Source organism: Salinibaculum rarum (assembly GCF_030505615.1).
Classification (GTDB): Archaea; Halobacteriota; Halobacteria; order Halobacteriales; family Haloarculaceae; genus Salinibaculum; species Salinibaculum rarum.
Window position 1 is genome coordinate 881,417 of sequence record NZ_CP129992.1, and the last position, 24,079, is coordinate 905,495.

The following is a 24,079-nucleotide window of genomic DNA, read 5'->3' on the forward strand; positions in this document are numbered from 1 at the left end:
TACCGGGTACGTGACGAACGTGTAAAAGGAAGGTGCCGGACACAACTGTCACGCTACTCTTGGATGTGGCCTTCTTCCCGGAGCTGGTCGGCTTCCTGTTTCTCGTAGCGCCAACTGATGTCTGCTTTCTCGTCTTGCCAGTCCCACGGCGAGACCAGGACCACGTCGTCTTCCCGTATCCAGATGCGCTTTTGCATCTTGCCGGGAATCCGCGCCGTCCGCTCGACGCCGTCCATACATCGTACTTTCACGCGGTTTGCTCCGAGCATCTCTGTGACGACTGCGAACACCTCGTCGTCGTCGGGCATCCGAAGGTCTGTCCGTCCCTCGTTGTCGCTCATACCTTCGAGTTCACCGGCGAGACTGTTTAAGGTTTCCAACGTTCGCGCCCGTTGTGTGACACTGTACACCACACTTTTCGGCCAAATCGCCGGTGTTTAACCTCGGTACCGCGACAGCCAGAGTATGTTCGACAAACTTGGCATCCCTGGCCTCATCGGCGTCCTCTTCATGCTCGGTGGTATCGCCGTCGTCGCAGTCAAAAGTCCCATCATCGCGGGCGGCCTCGCGCTGCTCGTGGCCGGCCTGGGACTGATCGTTTTCGGTCTCGTGAAAAATCTCCTCTCCTCGTTCGGCATGGGCGGGATGGTCTAGGGACCGCCGCCACTGATAGCGTCGCACGTATCTTTTATCGCCACTCGTCCAGTGACACCGTTCTGGCGCTGTCCATCGCCAGCCACGCGTCGTCCCGCGTAATATCCGCGACGACGAGATGCCGGCCGCCGTCGATTGTGTCGACAGCACTCACGACGTCGTCACTCTCTCCCGACTGACGGCCGAACGCGTTGACGGTGTCCGTCATATTCAGAACTCAGTGGCATAGCTGTATGAATGTTTTGAAATTCTATTCTTCGTCCAAGGCTTATCTACATATAGTGCTATATATCGTTACGGATGTAAGCTGGATGGAGAGAGACAGGCGCAATTATCCTGTCGTCGCCGCTCCACCACGAGATTTCGTTCACATTCGTTCACTCGACCTCGCCCGCCCGATGCTCGGAAATCAACTGGTCGACCATCTCACCGGTCCGCTCGCGCTCGCGCTCGATGGCCCGCTCTTCCCAGTCGTCGATGGCTTCCTCGACCTCCGACTCGCGGGCGACGGCCAGTTCGTCGACTTCCTGAACGGTCACCATCTCCGCCGGTGCGACGGGAATGTCGGCCTCGAACAGCACCCGGTCGGCCACGTCCGACAGGCCGCCGTTTCGCAACACGACCTTCGGATTGACCTCGGCCAGTCGTTCCGCCGTCGACCGGCCCGCGCCGCTGGCGTCCCGGAGCAAAATCACGTCGTCCTCGGCCAGCCCGAAACTCTGCTGGGCCGTCTCGATGTCGTCGGTCGTGAACTGCTCGATGACTTTCACCGGGACCAGTCCGGCCTTCTTCTCGGAGACGTCCGCGAAGTTCGAGTGGTCGAGTTTCCAGAGGGCTTTCAGCCGCTCTAGCTTCCCTTCCAGTTCGTCGATTCGCTCGTCTTTCTCCGAGACCTTCCGCTCGAGCCGGTCGTTTTCCCGCTCGAGTCTGGTGACCTCGCGGCGCTGTCGGGCCTCTTTGCGCTCTTCGCGTTTGGCCGCCGACAGTTCCGTCTCGTACTCGTCGAGTTTTTCGTCTTTCTGCCGAATCGTCTCCTGTAAGTCATCGACGTGCCCCTCCAGCCGGTCGACGCGGGCTTTCAACCGCTTGATTTGCTTTTCCTCTGCCGTGAGTTCCCGCTCCGTGTGTTCGGTCTCGTCCTCACTGCTGTCGTTGTCGTCCTCTTGGAGGTCCGCGAGCACCGTCTCGACGGACTCTTCGTCGGCAATCACGCGAGCGAGGACGGCCCCGACTTCGAACTGCGGGGGGACCTTCCGTGCGACCCGCTCGAACTGGTCTTCGTGGTCGTCGTAGGCAGCCAGCGCCGCCGCGAGTGCGTCCCGCTCGTGGTCGTTGTCGTATCCCTCCTCACGGGTCCGGTGTTTCTTTGTGTCGACGGGCAAATCGCGGTTTGGTTCCCAGCCGGCGGCGTCGAAACTCCGCCGAATCTTCTCGACGGTCTCCGGCATCGGTTCCACGTCCGCCGCGACGAGGATTGGTCGCCCGCGCTCGATTATCCACTCGATGACGGCAGCGGTGTCGGCAGTGCGCGTGCTGAGCACGTCCAGCACTTCGCCATCGAGTCCGACCACGGCGACGGCGGTGGTGGTTCCGGGGTCGATACCGACCAGGACGTGGTCGCGGCGCTTTGCCAGCGGGCGAAATTCGATGCCGTCCCGCCGCACCCGCTCGATTTCGATGCGGACGTCGCCCGACCGCTCTGTCGAGACGGGGAGGTCCGAGGGGCGTGCCTCGACGGTGAAGATGGCGTTCGAGAACCCACCGTACTTCTCAGTGGCGTCGCGTTCGTACTCCAGTCCGGCATCGTCCAGTTCGGACTCGACCTCGCGAGCGCGGCGCTTGACCGAGCCGTGAATCCGCCGCGTGTAGCGGTCCTCGCTCCAGCCCCCGCCACCGCCGGTCGAGCGCCCCCGCGCGACTTTCACTTCCGTTCGGTCGGTGAAGGCAGTCACCTCCTGCCCGACGTTGGCGGCGGCGAGTCGGGCGGCGGCCTCGGCTTCTTTCATCGGGTCCTTGCCGTACGGGACGCCGTGACGGGAGGCGACGCGGGAGAGCGGTTCGGGCTGTTCGGCACCGGTCACCTGGACGAGTTTCGTCTCGTCGGGGAGCGAGCCGAGAAAGTGGACGAGTGCGTCCTTGTTCTCGGCCAGTTCGTACATGTTGTCGGTCGCGACCATGGCCGGCACCTCGTCGTCGATGCGCCGGCGGAGTTTGCGGTAGCTGACCACGTCGCGGTCGACGGACTCACCGTCGAAGGCCGCGAGTGCGTAAGAAGGCGCGTCGCCCCGGACGTCGCCGCTCTGGATGTCGACACCGAAGACGACCGCGTCGAGGGCAGCCGTACGGGCGTTCACAGAGGCTGGTAGGCGATGCGCGAGTATAAATCCACGGCGGGGCGGTCGGTTTCGGGACCGCGCTTCCAGTCCTGTCACTCCCGTCCTGGTCGGTGGCTCACCGACTCGCGCGCTCGACGGCAAAATCGCGGTCCGCGTCCGGGTAGGGAATCTCCACTTCCATGCCGTCCTCCGCGACGAACAGCTCCTCGCCCGCGAAGGTCTCCTCGGCCTCAGATTCGAGGTCGTGCCAGCCGTGACCGGCGTATCGCGAGGAGATGTGTGTGAGTGCGAGTCGCTTTGCACCGGCGTCGTTTGCCACTTCCGCGGCCTCGCGCGCCGTCGAGTGACCAGTCTCTCTGGCGCGTTCGATGCGGTCGTCTGCGAACATGCTGTCGTGAATCAGGAGGTCGGCGCCGTCGGCGGCGGCGACGGCGCTGTCACAGGGGCGCGTGTCGCCGGTGTAGACCAGCCGGCGCCCGGGCCGTGGCGGGCCGACGACCTCTTCGGGGTGAATCGTCCGGCCGTCGTGTTCGACGGACTGGCCGTTGTGGAGTTTCGAGTACTCCGGGCCCGGCGAGAGGCCGAGTTCCTCCTCGGCGTACTCCCGGTCGAATCGCCCTTTCCGGTCGTCCTCGTCGATGACGTAGCCCACGGCGTTCGTCCGGTGGCGCACGTCGATTGCCTGAACGGTGTACTCCTCGTGGCTCAGTGCGTCTTCGCCGGGCGAAACCTGGTGGATGCGGACAGGAAACGAGGGTTGGTCGCCCGTGGCGGCGACCAGTCGCTCGACGCGCTCGCGGGTCCCTGACGGTGCGTGGATGGCGAGTGGCTCGTCGCGGCCGTTGAAATCCCACGTCTGGATGAGGCCGGGGAGCCCGAGGACGTGGTCCCCGTGCATGTGCGTGACGAAGATGTGGTCGATGTCGAAGCCGGTCCCGTAGTGCATCATCTGGCGCTGGGTCCCCTCACCGCAGTCAAAGAGCAACCGGTCGCCCTCCCGCTCGACCTGAATCGCGCTGGGGTTGCGCTGGGTCGTCGGGACGGCCCCGCTCGTGCCGAGAAACGTCACGCGCATGGTCGACCTGTCGGACACCGACGGCGAAAGGCGTGTCGGATTGCCCCAAACCGGCCAGCGTGCATTTATATCTCGATTGCCTTTCACTCGCGTATGCACCGACAGACACTGCTGACACTACTGACTGCGGCGATGCTGGTCCTCGCCGGCTGTGCCGGCTCGACCGGCGGCGACGGCTCACCATCTGTTGACGAGACTGACACGCCCGGCGACGAGGTTGCACAGACCGGTGACACCGGTTCGACCGGCACCGTCGAATTTTACGTGAGTGACGACCCCGGCCAGATTGACGACTTCCGTCACCTGAACGTGACCATCTCTCAGATTGGCTTCAAACAATCCGGCGACGCCGACGACGAAGCCGAAAACGAGACGGAGACGCCGGAGAACGAAACTGCCGACGAGACGACCACAGACAACACGACCACGGCCGACGGCGGCCTCGCCACTGACTCCCAGTCCGACACCCACGAGTCGGAAAACGAGACTGCAGGCCAAGAGGGGGACGACGACAAAAAGGGCGGTGACGACTGGATTACACGCGACGTCGACTCCCGCTCGGTGGACCTGACCCAACTCCGCGGCGACAATGCGACACTGCTCGACTCGCCGGAACTGCCCGCGGGCAACTACTCAACGGTGTTCGTCTACATCAGCGACATCAACGCGACGCTGGCTGACGGCTCCAGCACGAACGTGAAACTCCCGAGCAACAAACTCCAACTCAACAAGGGATTCACGCTCGAACCGAACGGCACCGTCTCGTTTGTCTACGACATCACCGTCTTCAGAGCCGGTAACAGCGGGAAGTACATCCTCAAGCCTGTCATCAGCCAGTCTGGCCCCGACCAGACTGTCCGGAACGTCGACGACGGTGAGGACGGTGACGGAGCCGACCGCTCACGGGGCAACTCCGAGGACGGCGGACCGCCCGAGGCGCGCGGCCAGAACTGACGCTCACTCGCTGAACGACCGAGCGGTCCAGACACTACTATTATGGTGTGTGGTGTCGTATCACACAGATATGAAAATCGTCATCGTTGGCTTCGGTCGTGTTGGCAAGCGGACTGCACGCATCCTCCAGCGGGAGGGCCACGAAGTGGTCGTCGTCGAACGGGACGCGACGAAAGCAGAGCGCGCACGCGACGAGGAGTTCATCGTCGTCGAGGGTGACGGCGGTCACACGGAGACACTCGAACAGGCCGGCCTCGACAACGCCGATGCTGTCGCCGGCGTGACGGGTGACCTCAACACCAACTACTCGGTCTGTGTCGTCGGCGAGACACACGGCTGTCGGACCGTCCTCCGGGTCAGCGAGGAGGTCAGCGACGAACTCTACGAGAAGTACGCCGACGACGTCGACGAGATAATCTACCCCGAGCGCGTCGGGGCCGCCGGCGCGAAAACCGCACTACTGGGTGGTGACTTCAACGTTCTCGCGGACCTCACGGAGTCACTGTCGATTGCCAGCGTCGTCGTCCCCGACGGGTCGCCGGCTGTCGGCAAGCGCGTCGTCGAACTGGACCTGCCCGGTGAGGCCCGAATCTACGCCCACGGCCGGGACGGCGAAGCGATGACGATTCCACTCCCGCAGACGACTATCGAGGCCGGTGACAGCGTCGCCGTGATGGCTGATACCGACGTTCTCGACTCTGTCCGGGCACAGCTCCGGGGCGAAGGCGCACCTGCATAGCTGGCCGGGAGAAAGGGGGGAGAGGGGGTTCGAAAACGGTCCGGGCGCGCGCTGTGGAAGGATGGGAGTCGTGAGGCCGGTACTGGCGCGCCCGTGTGAGTGGGGACTGTCGCTCTACTTAAAAACACGTCAGACGCGCGTTCGACACCGCCGCAGGCGGGCGTTTTTTGTCCGTTCGCGCCGACGCTCGACTATGACCTGGGCCGACTGCTTCGACCGCGCGACCGCCTACGACGTGTCCGTCACGGACATCCGCGAGACGCTTGCCGACCGGCGCGAGGATGACTGACGCAGACCCCACCCGCGTCGTCGCTGACGCCGACGTGCTGGCTGCGGACGTGCTGGTCGGTGGCGCCGCCCGCGACGCGCTCGACCACGTCCGCTCGCACTCGTGGGTTACCCTCGTCGCCAGCGACCACCTGCTCGACGACGCCGAAGCCGTCGTCGCCGCGCTGGCCGACGACTCGCTTGCCGCCGACTGGCGCGACCGTCTCGAACGCGAACGCGAGCCCGTCGACCATCCCGAGGGCGACCACGCTGGCCTTGCCTCGGCCTATCAGGGACGGGCCGCCCACCTCCTCTCCTTTGACGACCAGCTGAGCAGCGCCGGCGCGAACCTCTCCCTGCAGGCCCACATGCAGGTGAGTATTCGCACGCCCGATGCCTTCGCGCGCCTGTTCGATGCCGCGTCGCTCTACGAGGCGATCCGCGACGAGGCCTATCCCGGCCCGGACCGCGACCCGCGGGCGTAACCGGCCGCCACGGCGCTGGCGCCGCTGTCGACCCTCTCATCGCCTTTCAGCCGACGCCTGCGATTGACTGGCAGACCCAATCGTGGTCTGTTTTGACAGTGTGGGTGACCTCGGGATTATAAACAGCGCCCCATCGTATCTAGAGATATGAAATTCTGGACTTCGTATCTATCCCGTGGCGGTCGTACGTGAGCGACCCATCACAGCCGCCTGAGCAACACTTGAGTTCCGAGACTGCCGATACCGAAATGTATCAGCATCTTGTCGAAGGCACCACGAGCCACGCCATCTTTATGATAAACCCCGATGGCGACATTAGCACCTGGTCGCCAGCGGCCGACGAACTCTACGGGTACGCGGCCGACGCTGTCGACCAGCAACCACTCGCGATTCTGTTCTCCGATAAAACGAGCGGCGACCGGTCGCTTGCTACCCTTCTGACCGACGCCAAGGAGGCCGCCATCGAAACGCGAGGGTGGCACCAGCGGGCGGACGACTCCGTGTTTTGGGCTCATATGACAATCTCGCCACTGTGGAACGACGTGCTCCACGGGTATGCCGTCGTGAGCAAAGACATGACTGAAAAACACGAGTACGAACAGATGCTGGAGCGACAGAACGACCGACTCAAAGAGTTCGCTGACATCCTCGCACACGACTTGCGCAACCCGCTCCAGCTCGTCGATGGCCGAACCCAACTCGCACGCGAGACCGGGGATGACGAACACTTCGACGTCATCGAACAGACCACCGACCGGATGGAACGGCTCATCGACGACCTGCTGAAGGTCGCCCACCAGGGCGAAGTTGTCACCGACCCGGACCCGACGGATATTGCCGCCGTCATCGACACCGCGTGGGAAGGAGCGATTGGGACAGACACCGACGCGACGCTCCAGTACGAGTCTGTCAAAACGGTCGCCGCCGATACCGACCGGCTGTGTGAACTGTTTGAAAACCTCTTCCGGAACGCGGTCGAACACGGTGGCGAGGACGTCACCGTCACCGTCGGGCCACTCCCAGATGGAATGTACGTTGCCGACGACGGACCCGGTATTCCACCCGACCGGCGTGACGACGTCTTCGAACACGGCGTCTCGACCGCTGACGATGGGAGCGGGTACGGCCTGTCGATTGTGCGGACAATCGCCCTCGCTCACGGCTGGGACGTCGAAATGGCCGAGAGTAAGTCTGGCGGCGCACGCATCGAAGTGACCGGCATCCAATTTCTCGATTAGGCAGCCACGATCTGGTGGGGTCGGTCAGTCACGGTCCCGGTGTGTCGGTCTCGCTATTGTTCGACGTTTGCTTCGCTCGCCCTCGCTACCGTTCGGCGTACCACTCCCCAAACTTCGCCAGCGCCCGCCCGCGATGGGAAATCGCGTTTTTCTCCTCGGTGTCCATCTCCGCGAACGTCGTCCCGTTGTACTCGAAGATTGGGTCGAAGCCGAACCCGCCGTCGCCACGCGGTGCGACGATTTCGCCCGGCACGACTCCCTCGAACAGTTTCACCGGCGGTGCGTCCTCGTCACGTGCCACCTGTCCGTCGGTCGTCGCGCTGGCGCGCTCGTCGGCAGCGGTGTCCTGGCCGCGCCGTTCGTCACTCTCTGCGCTCCCGCGGTCGACCGGTTCCGGCGTTGCCTCGAACGCCTCGCCGTCGCAGTAGGCGACGACACCACGGAAAGCGGCGCTCCGGTCGTCTTCGTCTTTCGTGAGTTGCCAGACGCGCTCGATACCGAGCGTGTCCTCGACGTAGGAGGAGTAGGGGCCGGGGAACCCATCGAGAGCGTCGACAGTCAGCCCGGAGTCGTCGACGATGACCGGCTCGCCGACGTGTTCGTAGGCCGCGCGCGCGCCGTTGGCGGCGACTGTCGCGAGGTCGTCGGCCTGTGCCTCCGGGTAGTCGAAGTCGAGTTGCTCGACCGGTTCGTCGAGGTATTCCTGGGCCTCGTGAATCTTCCCGGGGTTGGTCGTGACGAAGGTAACCATCGTGTTGGCCGCTGGCGGCGGCCGGAAAAAGAGCCGTCGATTAGTCGACGATGACTTCGACCGGTTCGTCCTCGTCGCTTGCCGCCTCGGCGTCCTCGGACTCGCTTTTCGTCTCCTGCCAGACGAGCGCGCCGGCGACAGCCAGGACAATCCACGAGCGCCAGTTGGCGAGGTTTACCGTGTAGCCGATGCCGAAGGGCTTCTCGACGAGCATCCCCTCGCCGGGCTGCCAGTACGAGGAGAGGAGGTTGCGAAAGCTCGGTCTGTCGAAGTTGTACGGCACGCCAAAAATCTCACCGGAGGACGGTCTATCTGCCATACTCTGGCGTACGCTCTCCTGCGTAATGATGGTTTCCCTACGACGCACGGCCCGCCGCCGGGAGCGCCGAGTGGTTCACGCGATAGATTGTGACGACGCCGTTCTCGAACGCTGGCGACAGCCCCGGCCGGTCTTCGAACGTCCGGAGGTCCTCGCCGTACGTTTCGTTCTCGACAGCGCCGACGTAGACGTACTCGATGTCGTAACGACGCAGTACCGAGGCCGCGCTGGACCACGACCGGTCTCGGTCGTAGACGACGGCTGCGGCGTCGACTCGCTCGTCGACCTGCTTGTCGGGGCGGTAATTCCGCTGGTGGTGTGCCCACCCGACCGGCGTCGGCAGTCCGGTCAGCGTCGACACCGGACTGGACCACTGGTAGCGCTGGCCCGGCGCTTCGAGGACGACCGGGCGTCCGTCGTGGTCGTCCAGCCAGTAGATCGCCTCCATCTGTGCCCCTCGCCACCGGTCGTGGACCTCCAGGCCGTCGAGACTGAATTCGGTGTCGTCGGCCAGCACGCCACCCATCTCGCTGTACCCCGCAAGCACCGGGAACGGCGCACTCGCGAGCACGACTGCGACGACGAGGACGCCGGCGAGGACTGCCGTCATCGCCTGCCGCTGACTGTCCGGACCGCCGTCGGTGACCGCGCTAGCGCCCGCTCCGAACCGGGTTCGGATACCAGCGAGCGCGTCCCACGCGTCGCTCAGCAGTAACGCGGCGACGCCGCCTGCTGCCGCACCCGCGAGCGTCCAGCCCTGCACGGCGACTTTCAGCGACGTGTTCCAGCGGGCCGGTCCCTCCGGCCACGGCGCGACCTTCGCGAAGACCAACTCCAGCGAGAGAATCAGGCCCACGCCGGCGACCAGAAGGACGCCCTCGAAGCCGGCGCGGTCGGTCCGGACGAGCCACCACGCGCCCAGCAGTATCGGACCGGTGATGGCGAGGACCGGAAAGGAAAGGACCGTCAGCAGCGCACCGATGGCGACGACGCCGACGGCGGCGACACCCAGTTTCGTCCGACGGTCGACCTCTCGCGCCACGGGCCATCCCCGATACCAGACAAAGCCCGCAAAGAGGAGCAAGAGCGCACCGTAAATGACCAGAAACTCCGCGAGTGCGGTTCTGGGCGGGAACAGTCCGACCCCTTCGTTCTCCGGCACGTAGCCAAAGACGAGAAACGGCGAGGCGATGACGTAGCCGATGACACCGACGACGACGGCCGGGACGACGGCGAGGACGACGCGCCACGCCTCCGCGCCGAGTCGAGTGAGCGGGCTGACTTCTGGGTCGGGGCCGCGAAGACGGTTTCCGACCCGGTCTGGCAACAGCGTCGTCGGATGCGCGTCGGCGGCCGCGACGGTCAGCCACGTCAGTCCGACGGCGGTCGGGAGCGACCACGTGTTCATGAACCCGAAGACGCCGGCGACGACCCCCAGGCCACCGAAGAGGACGGCGAGACGCCGGCCGCGCCGGTCTTCGTCCAGCCGGTAGTAGCTGAAGGCGAGCGCCCCAGCGAGGACGATATACCCTGTCGAGAGCGTGTGGCCGTGGAGGTCCGACTTGACGAAGGAGTACATCGGGAACTCCTGAAGCGTATCGGGGACGACGTAGCGGGTGTACCACCAGAACCACGAGTCGATGTCGCTCATCGTCTGGTACATCTCGGGGTAGGTCCGGCCGCTGCGCTCGGCGGCGAAGCCGAAGACTGCACGGCCGTATTTCAGCGCGGTCTCCGTCGGAAGCAGTCCAAAGAGGAGTCGGACTGTCGTCGTCAGTGCGCCACCGAGTGCGACGAAAAACACGCCCAGAATCCCGCCGAGGCGGTAGGAGCGACCGGCCGCCGACGTGACCGCGCCGGCCAGTCCGTAGGCGCTGACGACGAGGACGCCGTAGAAGGTGGCGACGCCGAGGTTGAAACCGTAGCGCAGCGGCGTGTCAGTCAGCAGCGAGAGGCTGGTGACCTGCAACTGCGTCCCGTAGTAGTATCGTAGCTCCCGCCCCGCGTACCAGAAGTCCTCCGGCGGGAGTGCCTCGGTTCGCGTGAGCGTCTTCACCAGCCCGAAGTGGAGAAACTGCTCGCCGCCGCGTGGCGTGATGCCCGGCGACGCACCGCGGAAAAACACCAGCAACAGAAATCCGGCAGCGAAGATAGCGTACGCGCCAGCGACCGCTCGCCAGTCGGGAGTTGCGCCCTGCCGGTACGCTATCGCGCTGGTACCGGCGACGACCAGCACGCCGAGGACGACGGTGTGGACGCCGAAGGTGAGCTGGCCCACGAGAAAGACGACGGTTGCCAGAGCGACCAGCGTCACCGGAAGCGAGAAGGCCGCGCCCCGGCGTGGCAGGCGCGAAAAGAGCCACGCCGACAGCGGTGCGCCGGCGACTGCGAGTGCGGCGAGGACGACGAGCCACTTGCCCACCAGCAGCCATTTCATCATCCAGTTGTCGGTTCCCCGTGCCCGATAAGCCTTCTGTCACTGGTACCGGCCACGCCCCTCGATGTCCCGCAGTCTGTCGAGGACGCCCGAATCACCGACAGCCCGGTATGCCTCCTCGGCGGCGGCCCGCAGGGCGTCGGCGTCGTCGCTCGTCCCGTCGAGACTCTGCTCGAAGACGTGGAGGTCCATCGCGTGGTCCTCCGGATGCTGGGTGTAGTAGCCCAGTCCGAAGTCGATGAGAAACACGTCTGGTCCGTCGTCGCTGTCGCCTCGATTGACCCGGACGTTCCGCGTCGTCGGGTCGCCGTGGACGAAGCCGGCCTCGTGAATCCGCGCCAGCGACTCGGCGACGGCACGGACGTTCGACTCCGTCAGCGCGTCCCGCAGGTCACAGTCGCCGACGTGCTGCAAGACGAGCGTCGTCTCCCGAGCGTCGATGTCGCGGATCACTGGCGTCGGCACGCCGGCACGCCGCGCCTCGCTGGTCAGACGCGCCTCCTCGCGGGTCCGCTGGCTGCGTAACTGCTCGTCCAGCGCCGGATGGCGGTAGCTCCGTGGCCGTCGCTCCTTCACAACATTCTCTCCCTCGAAGGAAACAGTCGCCTCGGCGCCCTGGACTTGTTCGGCGGGGGCTGCTCGCTCCCCGGCAGACGCCCGGAACTGCTCTTGTCCGCGCCAGCTGACGGCCACCTGGTCAGGCCGGAAATCGGCGTCGATGCCCGACTCCTCGATGACGATGGTGTCGCCGGCGGCGCACATCTTTGCCCCGAGCACCGCAATCATGCCGGCGTTGTCCCGGAGAAATCGGTTCTCGGGTGCGTAGAACTTCGCGCCACGTTGCTCGCACATCGTCGCCAGCATCTCCCGGAGTCGCTCATTTTGCCCGACGCCGCCGCCGAGGACGAGTTCGTCGCTGCCGGTCAGCGACAGCGCACGCTCTGCGACTTCGGTCAGCATGGCGAAGATATTCTCCTGGAGTGAAAAGCAGATGTCCTCGATTGCGTTTCCACTATCAGCGGCGTCCTTCGCGGCGCTCATGATGCCCGAAAAGGAGAAGTCCATCCCCTTGACGACGTAGGGCATGTCGATGTACTCGCCGTCTTTGGCCCGCTGCTCGACTTTCGGGCCACCGGGGTGAGACCAGCCCAGATGGCGGGTGAACTTGTCGATGGCGTTGCCGACGCCGGTGTCCATTGTCTCCCCGAGCACGCGGTAGCGGCCGTTGCGATAGCCCAGGACGTGGGCGTTCGCGCCGCTGGCGTTCAGGCAGATTGGTGAGTCAAAGCCCGACTGATGGCGGCCGATTTCGAGGTGGGCGACCATGTGGTTGACGCCGACCAGCGGGACGCCGAGTCGCTGGGCGACGGCGCGGGCGGCGGTGCCCACGATGCGAAGGCAGGGGCCGAGCCCCGGCCCCCGCGAGAAGGCCACGCAGTCGACCGGCGGGTCGGCATCCGTCCGCTCGCGTGCGTGAGCGAGTGCACGCTCGACGACTTCGGGGACGTGCTCGGCCATGTGCTCGGCGGCCTCGCGGGGATGGAGGCCGCCGCTGTCTGGCTGGTAGGCCTCGGTTTCGATGGTCACCTCGTCGCTGGCAACGTCGTAGACGGCGGCGCTTGCAGCCCACGCTGTCCCCTCGATGCCGAGGACGCGCCGTGGACTGGTGTCGGTCATGCCCTGTGGTCGGACAGCGAGTGAAAAGACGACTTCGGTCTGCGGTGGCCGGTGTGTTAGTCGTCGGCGTCGGCGGTTTCTGCCGTCGGAATCGTCACGTCCGGCAGGTTGGCTTCGATCTGCTCGCGCTGGGCTTCGAACTTCCCGGGGAGGACGAGCCGGCCGCCGAGGTCCTCGAGCGGTTCGTCGCTGGTGTAGCCCGGCTCACTCGTCGCGAGTTCGAACAGCACGCCGCCGAACTCCCGGAAGTACACCGAGCGGAACCAGTGGCGGTCGATTTGCTGGGTCGGGCTCAGCCCCTCGGACCGGACGGCGTCGCGCATCGCCTGCTGGTCCTCGTCGGTCGGCGTCTGGAACGCGACGTGGTGGACCGTGCCGTGGCCCTGTCTACCACTCTCGACGGTCGGGAGCACGTCGACGTACGAGCCGACGGGACCGGACGCTACGAAGCGAGTCCGCTCGTCGCCGGGCGTGTCGCCCTGGGCCTGTTCCGTGCCCTGCTTTTCGAGGCCCATCGTCTCCAGCAACTCCATCGTCGGCTGGGGGTCTGCCAGCCAGAGCGTCACCGAGTGGAACCCGCGGATAGCGGACTCCTCGGGGACAAACTCCGTCCACGGGACGGTCGCCTCGTCGTCGGGAATCTCGACTTCGACCAGTTCGACCGGCAGTCCGTCGGGGTCCCGGAAGGGAAGGACGGTCTCGCCGAACCGCTCGACGCGGTCGTCGTAGTCGACGTCGTACTCTTCGAAGCGGTCTTCCCAGTAGTCGAGGCTTCCCTCGGGAACGCGAAACGCAGTCCGGGAGACCTGACCCGAGCCGACTTTGCCCGCAGAGAGGTCTTCCCAGGGGAAGAACGTCATACTCGTGCCCGGTGTCCCCTCCGCGTCTGCGAAGAAGAAGTGGTAGGTGCCGGAGTCGTCCTGGTTGATAGAGCGCTTGACCAGTCGAAGGCCCAGTGTCTCGACCCAGAAGTCGATGTTTCGCTGCGGGTCGCCCGCAACACACGTAACGTGATGGATGCCCGGTGTCGGCGTAACGTCAGTCATCTCTGGTACATACGCGCTGGAGGGACTTGAATACGCGCTGACGTGAGTGTCACCGGGTGACAGTCGTGGCGGTGGCTGGTACTCGGTGGACAGAAACTAGCCTTACGGGTGGCCGGGCGCACGATTCGGGGAAGGGCAGGGCTGCTGTTGCTGTGCGGTTGCGGTAGAAGCTATGATAGCATCTGCGAGCCTTCCACGCGAGAGCTTGCTCTCGCGGTGTTTTCACTATGTTTTTGCGAGGAGTGGTCCGGTGCGCGCCGTCAGGCGCGCCCGAGACCCGACGACGCAAAAAGTAGTCCTACTCCCACTCGGTGTAGCCGCACTTCCCGCAGTGCTGGCGGTCGTCGTGCTGGGCGAGGAACGAGTCGCCACAGCGGGGACACAGTTCGCGCTCGGCGTCGCCGTCGTCGTTGTAGAGTTCGTGTCGGGGCATTATGCTTCCTCCGCCTCCTCGGTTTCGCTGTCGCCGTCGGCGACGATTTTGTTGCGCTCGAGCATGTGGTCTTGCTCGACGTCACGGGCGTGCTCGGGCGTCTCGTAGACTTTCGCGTAGCCGATGGTCGTTCGCATCCCGAACTTCGTGTCCAGTTTGTGAACGACGACTTCTTCGCTGTCCTTGTTCAGCATGGCCGCAAGCGAGTCTCGCACGGAGAGACGGGAGGGCGTCGCCTCCTCGTGAGTGACCTCGAACCGGACATCCGTCCGGTGCAACATAGGGTTCTCGTCTTCTTCGATGATGTCGATATCCATGTTGGTGTATCTTCGCTCTGAGTCGCGTAAAAGGATTTCGAAGGGCGCTCCGGCGATACAGTCGGCGGACGCCTCGGAAACATACGCAATCTAGCCAAAGCGCTATTGACTGTTGCCCACAAATATTGTGTATGATGGCTCGACGTTCTCACGCCCGTCGGCTGTACCACGCTACGGAGGGTCCCAGCTGTGACTGAGCTCTCACGGGTGTCGACTGGCATCGACGGACTCGACGAGATTCTTCGCGGCGGCCTGGTCGCCGGCCGGAGCTACCTGCTCCGGGGAGAACCGGGCGCCGGGAAATCCATTCTGGGGTTGCACTTTCTGACTGCTGGCGTCGACGCCGGCGAGACGTCGCTGTATATCAATCTCGAAGAGCCGACAGCGCAGGTCCGGGACAACGCCGAATCGCTGAACTTCGACGTCTCGGGCATCGAGTTTCTGGACCTCTCGCCGAGCTCCGAGTTCTTCGCGGAGGACCAGTCCTACAGCGTCTTCGAGTCGAGCGAAGTCGAGCAGACGCCGATGGCAAAGCGCATCACCGAGCGCGTCACCGAACTCCAACCCGACCGGGTCTTCCTCGACCCGGTCACGCAGTTTCGGTACCTGACGAGCGACGAGTATCAGTTCCGAAAGCAGATTATCTCTTTTTTGCGCTATCTCAAGGAGAACGACGCGACCGTTCTGTTCACCTCCCAGTGGAGCGAGACCACACCGGACGACGACTTGCAGTTTCTCGCCGACGGCGTCATCGAACTGTCCCAGAGCGAGCACGGCCGCACGCTCGAAGTCCCGAAGCTCCGTGGGTCGGACAAGCAGGGAGGGACCCACTCGCTGACCATCTCCGCCGATGGCATCGACGTCTATCCCGTGCTCGTCCCGGGCGACCACACGGCGACCTTCGAGAGTGACGTCCTCAAGTCGGGTGTCGCGAACCTCGATTCGCTGCTGGACGGCGGCCTCGAACAGGGGACTGTGACGGTCGTCAGCGGCCCCACTGGTGTCGGGAAGACGACGACGGGGTCGCTGTTTATGACACAGGCGGCTGCGCAGGGTGAGCGCTCGGTCATCTACATGTTCGAGGAAAACGAGTCGACGTTCCGCCACCGGTCCGAGGCAATCGGGATTCCGGTCTCGGAGATGGTCGAAGAGGGGACACTCGCCATCGAGGAGATCGAACCGCTCGAATTCTCCCCGGAGAAGTTCGCCAGCATGGTCCGCAAGGAGGTCGAACAGCGCGACACCAGCGTCGTGATGCTCGACGGTATCAAAGGGTACACGCTCTCGATTCAGGGCGACGAGAAAGAACTCATCCGCAAACTCCACGCGCTCGGGCGCTACCTGAAAAACATGGGCGTGACCGTCATCTTCCTCGACGAAGTCGCCTCCGTCTCCGGCGAGTTTCGCCCGACCGAGTCCGGCATCAGCTATCTGGCCGACAACATCCTCTTTCTCCGGTACGCCGAGATGGGCTCGGAAATCGGGAAAGTCGTCGGCGTCCTGAAAAAGCGCGTCGGGACGTACGAACGGACACTCCGGCCGTTCAACATCGGCGCTGACGGCATCACCGTCGGGGACCCCCTTTCGAACGTCGACGACCTGCTGAGTGGCTCACCGTCGCTGGATCCCGGACGCGAGGAATGACGGGGCGACTTGGTCGCTGTTGACTGCCTGGAGTACCAGCGGCGGGGCACCCGGCTGGTCTCGGGAAACACCGACCGCGATAACCCCTCGAAACCGCTGTTCGAGCCCACAGGTATAATTGTCCGACAGACGTGTCTACGACGATGCAAAACTACACGCTCGGGGCCATCTGGGGGATTCCGATACGGGTCAACGTCTCCCTGCTCGTGTTCCTCCCGATTCTCGCCTACCTCATCGGTAGCGGCGAACAGATTACCGTCTACGCGTCGCTTATCGACGGTCTCGCACCGGCCGGACTCGATGCCGCCGACCTCGCCGGCCAGCGGTGGACGGTCGGTATCCTCGCTGCGGTCGGCCTCTTCGTCAGCGTCGGGATTCACGAACTCGGCCACTCCTGGGCGGCGATGCGGTACGGTATCCAGACCGAGTCGATTACCCTCTGGATTCTCGGCGGCCTCGCCAGTTTCACCGAGATGCCCCGCGAGTGGAATCGTGAGTTCTGGATTGCTATCGCCGGCCCCATCACCAGCGTCCTGGTCGCTGGCGTCTGCCTGGCCGCACTCACCGTGATTCCGGCAGGCGCGCCCGTCGTCGTCTTCGTCGTCGGGTGGCTCGCCGTCACGAACGTCGTCCTCGCCGTGTTCAACCTCCTGCCCGCCTTTCCGATGGACGGCGGGCGCGTCCTCCGGGCGCTCCTCTCGCGGTGGCTCTCCTACACGCGTGCCACGCAGGTCGCCGCCCGCATCGGGACCATCTTTGCTGTCCTCTTTGCTGTCGTCGGCGTCCTGGCCTTTAGCCCGATTCTCCTCTTGCTCGCCTTCTTCATCTATGGCGCGGCCACGAGCGAGTCCAAGATGGTCGTCGTCTCGGAACTGCTGGCCGACCTCACTGTCGGGGACCTCCTCACCGAGGTCGACCCCGTCGGCGCCGACAGCACGCTCGCGGACCTGTTCCCGAAACTGATCGCGGCCCGCCGGACGGACCTCCCGGTCGTCGACGCCAGCGGCACCGCCATCGGCGTCGTCACTGCGAAAGCGATGCAGAGCGTCGCGACTGCCGACTACGAGACCACCCGGGTTGACGACCTCGTGAACACCGACCTCCCGCGCCTCGACGCCGAGATGGACGCCTTCGACGCGCTGGTCGCACTCGGGCAGAACGCCGACGATGTCGCGCTCGTCGAACGCCGCGGCACCGTCGTCGGTGTCGTCTCGCGGTCGGACTTTGCGGCTGCACTCGACCTCCGTCGTGGCAAACAGCCCTTTTAGTTCTCGCGGGTGCCAATCTGGACCCGGGTCCCGTCAGATTCGGCAAACACCGCGACGTCGTCACCCCGCCGTTCGGTCACGAACGACAGCGGCCCTGCCGTCGCCGTCCCGTCTACGTCGGGGAGCGCCGTCGACTCAACTGCCGTCCCGTTCTGACTCACACGGATGTCGAACCCGTCCGCTGTCGGGACGACACTGCTCGTGTAGTTGTCGATACGGACGTCTGCCCGGACAGGCGGTGACGTGTACGACCGCGTGCGCTCGCCGTCGACGAGCAGGTCCACGACGTAGGCGCTGTCGTTGCCGGCGACAGACCATCCCCGCCGCTCGACGTCGATGGTCTCCCGCCAGCCGATGCCGCCGACCGACAGACTCGCGTTGCCCTGGTAGGCAAGCGTCGACTGCTGGACGGCAGTCGTCCACATCTCCCGCTGGTCGCTGACGACGACGACGCCGCTGACGTTGCTCTGGATGGTGTCCTCGTCGAAGAAATCCCCCGCAGTCGAGTGTCCGCTCGTCTCGTTGTCGACGTAGGCGATGTGGTAGTCCTCGACCGTGACGCTCGTCGACTCCTCGATGCTGTCGTCGTCGACGAGGATGAACCCATACGGTACACCGACCAGCCCGACCAGCACCGTGAAGACGGCGATTGCACCGACGGCAGCCTGGCGGCGCGACAGCGGGCTGGCGAGCAGCCGGTCGGGGACAAGCGGCGGGAGTGCCGGCGCTCCGAGCAACAGCACGACGAGGACGATGGGGATGGCGACGAGCCAGAACGACTCGTCGGCGAAGGCAGCGCCGACAAGTCCGATGCCGCCGAACAGACCGAGGATGAGCAGCCAGATGGTCGCAATCTGTCGCCTGGTCGGTGCACGGGGCAGGACCGAGAGCGGACGCGGCAGTGCCTCTTTGCTCCCGCCCGCCCCCACCGCGACTACGACCGACAGCAACAACACGAGCACTGTCCCCGCGCCCCGATAGAGGACGTAGGTGCTGGCATCTTCGGGCAGCGAGATGAGCCACAGCGACTGGACCAGCCCCACCAGCACCGTCGCGAAAAAGACCCGCTGGACCGCTGGCCGGCGCTTCCGTGCGACGAGCAGGCCGATGCCCAGCAGGACACCCACCAGAAATCCGAGCATGTGTGCCTGAAAGCCGATGCCGGCCCACGCCGGCGGACTGGGCGCACCGGCCTCGATGCCCGCCCGGACGATTGGCGTACGGAGTGCCGTCACGAGCTGGCCGAGCGCGCTGGTGGTGACGACGCCGACGACGGCCGCCAGCGGCGCAGTCACGATTGCGAAGCCGATGATACCGAAGACGACGCCGGAGAAGCCGATGCCCGGTCCCAGCGAGAAGACGCTGGTAAACAGTGCCCCGGCCAGCATGATGCCGGGAAAGATGACGACGGCCCGGACCCACGGCCGCTGGAGTAGTCCCTCCGGGTGACCGGCGTCGAAGCGCCCGGCCAGCCCGCCGAGCCGGTCGCCCCACGCGTCGGGCGGGTGGTGGCCCCAGACGTACTCAGCGATGGGCGCGAACACGAGCGTCCCGGCCATGTTGCCGATGATGTGGGCAGCCGAGGCGTGGGCGATACCGGCCGTGGCCATCCCCACTGGATAGAAGTACGACCACGAGACGAAGGGCAAGAATACGGGGTCACTGAACCGCTGTAGCCCGCCCTGGGCCAGCAGGTAGAAGCCGACGTTGATGGCGACGATGACGAGGGTCCCCCACGGAATCCCGTAGAGCAGACGGTCGGAGACGCGTGCCCGCCAGCGTCTCCCGTCAGCGTACCACGCAAACGAGAGCGCACCAACGATTGCCAGCACCAGTGCCACACGCGTCGGGGAGGGCAACATTGTCGTTCCCTTTGCCCGCCACGCCTTTGACCTTTTCCGAGGCCAGTCGCTCACTCACGACCGGCTCCCTGTGGTCCCATCTCAGCTAACAGATGTGACAGGTGGAGCCTGTCGTTCGTCCCCTCTTTCAGGTCCATGTCTATCTCGCCGGCAAGCCGGTGCAGGCGAGCGAGTGCGTCGCCGGTGTACCGCGAGCGAGCGACAGTCAGCACGTCGTCGAGCACTTCCGTGCCGCTGTACCCCTCGTCGACGAGGAGTTCGTCCAGCGTCGACCGGGCGTCGGTGAACTCCCCGGCCTCGGCGTCGGTCAGCATCTCGCCGACGCGCTCGTCGACGCCGACCGCAGAGAGCGTCTCGTAGGCGGTGTTCATCGTAATCTCGCCCGCCTGCTCGGTGGTGGTCTGGGCGCCCAAAATTGCGGCCCGGATGTCGCCGTCGGCCGCGCCGGCGACGTACTCCAGTCCCTCGTCGTCGTAGTCGACGCCCTCCGCCTCCACGATTGGTTCGAGGACGCCGACGAGTTCCTCTGGCGTCGGCGACCGAACCGGGATTGGGAAACACCGCGAGCGAATCGCGGGAATCAGCGAGGACGGCTGGCGGGTGACGATGACAAACTGGGTGGCCTCGTAGTACTGCTCCATCACCCGCCGGAGCGCCTGCTGGAAGTCTTCGCGCATCCCCTCGGCGTTGTCGAGGACGACGGTCTTGTAGTCGCCGGTGACCGGCGAGTAACTCGCCGACTCCTTGAGGACGTGGTTGATGAGGTCGGCTTTCGAGGAGTTGCGGCGGCGCTTCGCGTCGATAAAGCGCGCAAAGCGGGGGTCGTCGGCCAGTTCCTTCTTCGACATCCCGAAGAAGTCGGCGACGTTGATTTCGACCCGGTCGGCGTCGGGTTTCTCGTGTGTCTCGCGGGTGAGCGCGCGGACAGCGGCGGTCTTGCCGCTGCCTTTCGGTCCGTGGACGACGAGGTTCATCGGCTCCTGTGTGGCACGCTCGAAGCGGTCCCGGACTTCCGCCTGGGGCAACTCCGAGAGTGCCGGTGCGTGCTCTTCGGTCCACAGTGGCCCGTCCATCGGGTTCCCGTTGGGGGTCGGCCGGTACAAATGTTCCTACCTGCGACGCCCGACCAGCAGACCGGTCGCGTTACGGTTCGGGGTCGAACAGCTCTTCGAAGACCTTCTGCTGGGCCGCACGGAGGTGCTGGTGGTAGGTCGGTCGGGAGATGTCCATGGCATCGGCGAGTTCGTTCCCGTCTATCTGCCGGGGCCACTCGAAGAACCCACCCAGGAAGGCGGTCCGGAGTGCGGTCTCCTGGCGGTCGGTAAAGCGGTCGGACAGCGCCGCACGGAACTCCTGTCTGGTCTGGACCGGCCGCTCGCGCTCGTGGTAGCCGACGAGGTCCGTCCTCGGGTACTGCTCCTCGACGAGGTCGTACAGTTCGCGGGCCTCGGCCTCGTAGGGCAACTCGACGGTAAAGCGGGCCTGCCCCTCGCTGGCGACGACGTCTCGCGGGACTGCTCCGTATTCGGTCAGTGTTGCGACCAGCGACTCCTCGACGACGAGTTCGACCAGACAGCCGTCCTCGTGGTTGACGATACACGTCGCCTCGCTGACCGCCTCGTCGTCGCGGGCCAGCTGTGCGAGTTCCTCGCCGTCGACGCCCTCGGCGGTGAGATACACCTGGAGCGTGCCGTCCGACCGGTAGTCGGTCCCGGCCGCGGTCAGCGTACACGCGGCGGCCCGCGAGAGCCGGCTAAAGAGCAGCCCCGAGTCGTCGATGGCAAACTCCAGTTCGATTATCTTGTCGGCATCCAGGATACGGCCCCGTTCGACGGCGTTGATGGCGTTTGCGACCGCACGCCCGAGTGCGCTGAGGACGACCTGTTCGCGCTCGTCGAACGCGTCGGCCTCGTCGCTCAGGACCGCGAGGACGCCGTAGCTGGTGTCTTTGTACACCAGCGGGACCACCATCATCGACCGGGTCGGTGTCCCGGCGACGAGTTCGGCCCACTGCGCGTCGGCCGTGATGTCGTCCCGGACCTGCGCCGTCGCTGCCGTGTACGCGTCGCCGACGACGCGTCCATCGGTGAGCTCGAAGGTGGCGTCCTCGACCGGCAGGTCCGCGGCGCCCGCCCACGCTGACGGCGAGACGGTGTCCGTCGCCACGGCCGGGCGGCCGACCCACGCGAACGTGTACGGGTCGGCTGCCGCGAGCTGGTCGACGACGCCGGCCTCCAGTTCGTCCCGGGTGGTCGCCTCGACCAGGACCTCGATTGTGTTCTCGATGAGGCCGTTGACCCGTTCGAGGACGGTCTCGACGTGCTCGCGGGCCTCGCGAATCTCACGCTCGCGCTTTGCACGGGTGAACGCTGCCGCCGCGGCCGTCGCCAGCAGGGCAAGCACCTGTCTGTCCGTCTCGTCGAAGGCCGCCAGTTCGACCGCACCGACGCTAATCGTGCCGTGGACGCCCACCGGGTAGTACATCGCCGACCCGATGCCGTCGGCTGGCACCTCCGCGTCGACCGTTTCGAGGTCGTCGACGATGCGTGGCTCGCCGGTCGCGAACACCTCGCCGGGGAGTCCCTCGCCCACGTCGTAGACCGGGCGCTCGCCGAGATGGTCACTGGTCGCCGCACTCTCACCTGCCGGCACCAACGTTCCCGCCTCGGCGTCGTAGACCCGCACCATGTTGATGTCGAACCCGAGGACGTCGTCGGCGGCCTTGGCCGCGATTTCGGCGACTTCCGTCCGGTCGCGGGCCTGCATCAGTTGCTGGGTGGTATCGAGCAGTCCCGAGAGGCGGTCGTAGTGTGACTGGCGCTCTTGCTCGTAGGCGCGTTGCTCGAGGATGTAACTGACCCAGTCGGTCAGCACCTCCACGAACGTCTCTTCGGAGTGGGTGAAATCCCGGCCGCGTGGCTCCAGGTCGGCGAAACAGACCGTGCCGTACTGGTCCCCGTCGACGTAGATTGCCGCACCGAGATAACAGCCCAGATTAAATCGTCCGTACGCCGGGTCCGACTCCCACCCCTCCTCGATTGCGTCGTCGACGGCCAGCGGTTCCTCGCGGTCTATCGTCTTCCGACAGTACGCTTCCTCGAGTGGCGCCGTCGACCCCGGCTGGAGTTGTGGGTGGTCGCCGACCGACTCGACTATCTCCTGGGTCTCCTCGTCGATCTGGGTCAGGAAGCCGAGGTCGACGCCCAGTCGCTCGCGCCCAACGTCGAGCATCCTGGAAATCTTCTCCATCTGGGAGTGGTCGGTGCTGGCTGCGACCTGGTGGAGTCGCTGGAGCGCGCGCTCTCCTGCGGGTAGTTCACTCTCTGTGGCTGTCTGGCCCCCGTCTGTGACTATCCGGGGGCGCTCCTTTCTGTCCTCGCCGGGACCCGATTTCGGTGGCGCCCTGCGTTCTCGCCCGCCTCCACCCGACCAGACCGGCAGCACGCGAATACCCTCTCTCATGTAATTACACTACCTAACGCACTCTCCGTGTTAAACTCCACTCCCACGGTCAGCGATGGGACGCTCCCGCCTCGATTCTATATCGCGATATATGATTTATTGAGAAGTCGCTCCCTGACGCGCTACCCTTTTGGGAATCGACCGGCTACGGGCTGGTAATGGTCGAAAACGTGGCCAGTGAGATGGCCGAGCTGGAGGCCGAGGACTTCTATCTGCTCTCGGGGTTAGAACAGGGGATGCGCTTCTCGAAGTGGGTCGACGGGGCGAAACTCCCCGACTTCGCCGACATGACGCCCGAGGAAGTCGACTACCGACTGGACCGGTGTGAGCGCCGCGGGCTCCTCGAACGGAAGACGATTCAGTACGAGGGGTATCGCCTCACCTTCGAGGGGTACGACGCACTCGCATTGCACACCTTCGCCGAGCGCGAGACCATAGAGGGCGTCGGCGCGCCGCTGGGTGTCGGCAAAGAGAGTGACGTCTACGAAGTCCGGTCGTACAAACCGCTGGCCCTGAAGTTCCACCGCGAGGGATACACCGATTTCCGGGAGGTCAACCGCGAACGGGAGTACACGTCCGACAAGGAGCACGTCTCCTGGATGTACACCGCTCGGAAGGCGGCCGAACGGGAACACGAAGCCCTCGAAACCCTCTATCCGGACGTGTCGGTGCCCCAACCTATCGACCACAACCGGCATGCCGTCGTGATGGAGCGTATCGACGGCGTCGAACTCGGCCGGGCGAAACTCGAAGACGCCCAGGTCGTGCCGATTCTCGACCTCGTGCTCGACGAGATGGCCACCGCCTACGAGGGTGGCTTCGTCCACGCGGACATGAGCGAGTACAACGTCTTCGTCAACAGCGAGGGTGTGACTGTCTTCGACTGGCCCCAGGCCGTGCCGACCGACCACGAGAACAGCGACGAACTGCTCGAACGTGACGTGCGGAACATCGTCGGCTACTTCCAGCGCAAATACCCCCACCACATCGAGAGCGTCGACACCGACGCGCTCGCTGCCGCGGTCGCCGCCGACGAGTTCGACTCTGTCGACAAATTCGCCGAGTAGCGCTGGTTTCCTAGCCTTCTGGCAAGTTTCGGAGGTAGCCGTACGTTC

Annotated in this window: 22 protein-coding genes; 8 read left to right on the top strand and 14 right to left on the bottom strand. The window is 65.1% G+C overall.

Features of this window, described 5'->3' with window-relative positions; genetic code table 11:
• Positions 1-53 precede the first annotated feature (53 nt).
• Positions 54-341, bottom strand: coding sequence for a translation initiation factor eIF-1A (eif1A, locus tag QYL91_RS04805; RefSeq protein WP_302082241.1), 288 nt, complete (start codon positions 339-341; stop codon positions 54-56).
• A gap of 124 nt (positions 342-465) precedes the next feature.
• On the opposite strand from eif1A, the gene QYL91_RS04810 reads away from it, so the two are divergent.
• Positions 466-654 carry a DUF7470 family protein gene (locus QYL91_RS04810; RefSeq protein WP_302082242.1) on the top strand — a complete coding sequence of 63 codons (189 nt, stop codon included), beginning with the start codon at positions 466-468 and terminating at the stop codon, positions 652-654.
• 34 nt (positions 655-688) lie between these two features.
• Here the strand turns inward: QYL91_RS04810 and QYL91_RS04815 are convergent, their stop codons facing one another.
• The 3 genes from QYL91_RS04815 to rnz form a co-directional block, all read right to left on the bottom strand.
• Positions 689-862, bottom strand: a complete 174-nt coding sequence (locus tag QYL91_RS04815) for a DUF7556 family protein (protein WP_302082243.1) — start codon at positions 860-862, stop codon at positions 689-691.
• Between the two features lie 169 nt (positions 863-1,031).
• On the bottom strand, positions 1,032-3,008 hold the full coding sequence (locus tag QYL91_RS04820; protein WP_302082244.1) for a DUF460 domain-containing protein: 1,977 nt from the start codon (positions 3,006-3,008) through the stop codon (positions 1,032-1,034).
• A gap of 97 nt (positions 3,009-3,105) precedes the next feature.
• On the bottom strand, positions 3,106-4,065 hold the full coding sequence (rnz, locus tag QYL91_RS04825; protein WP_302082245.1) for a ribonuclease Z: 960 nt from the start codon (positions 4,063-4,065) through the stop codon (positions 3,106-3,108).
• 93 nt (positions 4,066-4,158) lie between these two features.
• Here rnz and QYL91_RS04830 point away from each other — a divergent pair, with 93 nt between their 5' ends.
• The 4 genes from QYL91_RS04830 to QYL91_RS04845 all read left to right on the top strand — a co-directional run bounded on the left by QYL91_RS04830 (position 4,159) and on the right by QYL91_RS04845 (position 7,748).
• Positions 4,159-5,019: a DUF4382 domain-containing protein gene (locus QYL91_RS04830; RefSeq protein ID WP_302082246.1), complete on the top strand. Its 861-nt coding sequence runs from the start codon at positions 4,159-4,161 to the stop codon at positions 5,017-5,019.
• A gap of 70 nt (positions 5,020-5,089) precedes the next feature.
• Entirely contained in the window at positions 5,090-5,758 is a 669-nt protein-coding gene (locus tag QYL91_RS04835; RefSeq protein ID WP_302082247.1) for a potassium channel family protein, read from the top strand.
• A 281-nt stretch (positions 5,759-6,039) separates the two neighbouring features.
• Positions 6,040-6,510: a DUF7384 family protein gene (locus QYL91_RS04840; RefSeq protein WP_302082248.1), complete on the top strand. Its 471-nt coding sequence runs from the start codon at positions 6,040-6,042 to the stop codon at positions 6,508-6,510.
• A gap of 188 nt (positions 6,511-6,698) precedes the next feature.
• Complete coding sequence (locus QYL91_RS04845) at positions 6,699-7,748, top strand: two-component system sensor histidine kinase NtrB (protein WP_302082249.1); 1,050 nt, start codon at positions 6,699-6,701, stop codon at positions 7,746-7,748.
• Between the two features lie 85 nt (positions 7,749-7,833).
• Here QYL91_RS04845 and QYL91_RS04850 read toward each other — a convergent pair whose 3' ends face one another.
• The 7 genes from QYL91_RS04850 to QYL91_RS04880 all read right to left on the bottom strand — a co-directional run bounded on the left by QYL91_RS04850 (position 7,834) and on the right by QYL91_RS04880 (position 14,728).
• The gene (locus tag QYL91_RS04850; protein ID WP_302082250.1) at positions 7,834-8,499 is read right to left on the bottom strand and encodes a non-canonical purine NTP pyrophosphatase; all 666 of its coding nucleotides are present in this window, start codon (positions 8,497-8,499) and stop codon (positions 7,834-7,836) included.
• A 40-nt stretch (positions 8,500-8,539) separates the two neighbouring features.
• Positions 8,540-8,818 carry a DUF5808 domain-containing protein gene (locus QYL91_RS04855; protein ID WP_302082251.1) on the bottom strand — a complete coding sequence of 93 codons (279 nt, stop codon included), beginning with the start codon at positions 8,816-8,818 and terminating at the stop codon, positions 8,540-8,542.
• Positions 8,819-8,855: 37 nt separating this feature from the next.
• The gene (locus QYL91_RS04860) at positions 8,856-11,258 is read right to left on the bottom strand and encodes a DUF2298 domain-containing protein (protein WP_302082252.1); all 2,403 of its coding nucleotides are present in this window, start codon (positions 11,256-11,258) and stop codon (positions 8,856-8,858) included.
• Between the two features lie 36 nt (positions 11,259-11,294).
• The gene (locus QYL91_RS04865) at positions 11,295-12,932 is read right to left on the bottom strand and encodes a bifunctional N(6)-L-threonylcarbamoyladenine synthase/serine/threonine protein kinase (protein ID WP_302082253.1); all 1,638 of its coding nucleotides are present in this window, start codon (positions 12,930-12,932) and stop codon (positions 11,295-11,297) included.
• Positions 12,933-12,988: 56 nt separating this feature from the next.
• Complete coding sequence (locus QYL91_RS04870) at positions 12,989-13,978, bottom strand: ring-cleaving dioxygenase (protein ID WP_302082254.1); 990 nt, start codon at positions 13,976-13,978, stop codon at positions 12,989-12,991.
• 298 nt (positions 13,979-14,276) lie between these two features.
• Positions 14,277-14,411, bottom strand: a complete 135-nt coding sequence (locus QYL91_RS04875) for a 30S ribosomal protein S27ae (protein ID WP_302082255.1) — start codon at positions 14,409-14,411, stop codon at positions 14,277-14,279.
• Complete coding sequence (locus QYL91_RS04880) at positions 14,411-14,728, bottom strand: 30S ribosomal protein S24e (RefSeq protein WP_302082256.1); 318 nt, start codon at positions 14,726-14,728, stop codon at positions 14,411-14,413. The genes QYL91_RS04875 and QYL91_RS04880 overlap by 1 nt, the downstream gene beginning before the upstream one ends.
• Before the next feature lie 189 nt (positions 14,729-14,917).
• Here QYL91_RS04880 and QYL91_RS04885 point away from each other — a divergent pair, with 189 nt between their 5' ends.
• Both QYL91_RS04885 and QYL91_RS04890 read left to right on the top strand, forming a co-directional pair.
• Positions 14,918-16,372 (top strand): DUF7125 family protein, encoded by a 1,455-nt coding sequence (locus QYL91_RS04885; protein ID WP_302082257.1) that lies wholly within the window; start codon positions 14,918-14,920, stop codon positions 16,370-16,372.
• A 143-nt stretch (positions 16,373-16,515) separates the two neighbouring features.
• Positions 16,516-17,640 carry a site-2 protease family protein gene (locus QYL91_RS04890; RefSeq protein WP_302082258.1) on the top strand — a complete coding sequence of 375 codons (1,125 nt, stop codon included), beginning with the start codon at positions 16,516-16,518 and terminating at the stop codon, positions 17,638-17,640.
• On the opposite strand, the gene QYL91_RS04895 is transcribed toward QYL91_RS04890, so the two are convergent.
• From QYL91_RS04895 to QYL91_RS04905, 3 genes are all read right to left on the bottom strand, one after another.
• On the bottom strand, positions 17,637-19,502 hold the full coding sequence (locus tag QYL91_RS04895; protein ID WP_302082259.1) for a rhomboid family intramembrane serine protease: 1,866 nt from the start codon (positions 19,500-19,502) through the stop codon (positions 17,637-17,639). The two genes, QYL91_RS04890 and QYL91_RS04895, sit on opposite strands and share 4 nt — an antisense overlap.
• 50 nt (positions 19,503-19,552) lie before the next feature.
• Entirely contained in the window at positions 19,553-20,575 is a 1,023-nt protein-coding gene (locus QYL91_RS04900; protein WP_302082260.1) for an AAA family ATPase, read from the bottom strand.
• A gap of 70 nt (positions 20,576-20,645) precedes the next feature.
• On the bottom strand, positions 20,646-22,964 hold the full coding sequence (locus tag QYL91_RS04905; protein WP_302082261.1) for a bacterio-opsin activator domain-containing protein: 2,319 nt from the start codon (positions 22,962-22,964) through the stop codon (positions 20,646-20,648).
• A 158-nt stretch (positions 22,965-23,122) separates the two neighbouring features.
• Between QYL91_RS04905 and QYL91_RS04910 the strand changes: the two genes are divergently transcribed.
• The gene (locus QYL91_RS04910) at positions 23,123-24,031 is read left to right on the top strand and encodes a serine/threonine-protein kinase RIO2 (protein ID WP_302082262.1); all 909 of its coding nucleotides are present in this window, start codon (positions 23,123-23,125) and stop codon (positions 24,029-24,031) included.
• Positions 24,032-24,079 lie beyond the last annotated feature (48 nt).

Coding starts and splice junctions, on each gene's coding strand:
- eif1A (WP_302082241.1), bottom strand. CDS start 341: ATGAGCGACAACGAGGGACGGACAGACCTTCGGATGCCCGACGACGAC.
- QYL91_RS04810 (WP_302082242.1), top strand. CDS start 466: ATGTTCGACAAACTTGGCATCCCTGGCCTCATCGGCGTCCTCTTCATG.
- QYL91_RS04815 (WP_302082243.1), bottom strand. CDS start 862: ATGACGGACACCGTCAACGCGTTCGGCCGTCAGTCGGGAGAGAGTGAC.
- rnz (WP_302082245.1), bottom strand. CDS start 4,065: ATGCGCGTGACGTTTCTCGGCACGAGCGGGGCCGTCCCGACGACCCAG.
- QYL91_RS04830 (WP_302082246.1), top strand. CDS start 4,159: ATGCACCGACAGACACTGCTGACACTACTGACTGCGGCGATGCTGGTC.
- QYL91_RS04835 (WP_302082247.1), top strand. CDS start 5,090: ATGAAAATCGTCATCGTTGGCTTCGGTCGTGTTGGCAAGCGGACTGCA.
- QYL91_RS04840 (WP_302082248.1), top strand. CDS start 6,040: ATGACTGACGCAGACCCCACCCGCGTCGTCGCTGACGCCGACGTGCTG.
- QYL91_RS04850 (WP_302082250.1), bottom strand. CDS start 8,499: ATGGTTACCTTCGTCACGACCAACCCCGGGAAGATTCACGAGGCCCAG.
- QYL91_RS04855 (WP_302082251.1), bottom strand. CDS start 8,818: ATGGCAGATAGACCGTCCTCCGGTGAGATTTTTGGCGTGCCGTACAAC.
- QYL91_RS04860 (WP_302082252.1), bottom strand. CDS start 11,258: ATGATGAAATGGCTGCTGGTGGGCAAGTGGCTCGTCGTCCTCGCCGCA.
- QYL91_RS04865 (WP_302082253.1), bottom strand. CDS start 12,932: ATGACCGACACCAGTCCACGGCGCGTCCTCGGCATCGAGGGGACAGCG.
- QYL91_RS04870 (WP_302082254.1), bottom strand. CDS start 13,978: ATGACTGACGTTACGCCGACACCGGGCATCCATCACGTTACGTGTGTT.
- QYL91_RS04875 (WP_302082255.1), bottom strand. CDS start 14,411: ATGCCCCGACACGAACTCTACAACGACGACGGCGACGCCGAGCGCGAA.
- QYL91_RS04880 (WP_302082256.1), bottom strand. CDS start 14,728: ATGGATATCGACATCATCGAAGAAGACGAGAACCCTATGTTGCACCGG.
- QYL91_RS04890 (WP_302082258.1), top strand. CDS start 16,516: ATGCAAAACTACACGCTCGGGGCCATCTGGGGGATTCCGATACGGGTC.
- QYL91_RS04895 (WP_302082259.1), bottom strand. CDS start 19,502: ATGTTGCCCTCCCCGACGCGTGTGGCACTGGTGCTGGCAATCGTTGGT.
- QYL91_RS04900 (WP_302082260.1), bottom strand. CDS start 20,575: ATGGACGGGCCACTGTGGACCGAAGAGCACGCACCGGCACTCTCGGAG.
- QYL91_RS04905 (WP_302082261.1), bottom strand. CDS start 22,964: ATGAGAGAGGGTATTCGCGTGCTGCCGGTCTGGTCGGGTGGAGGCGGG.
- QYL91_RS04910 (WP_302082262.1), top strand. CDS start 23,123: ATGGTCGAAAACGTGGCCAGTGAGATGGCCGAGCTGGAGGCCGAGGAC.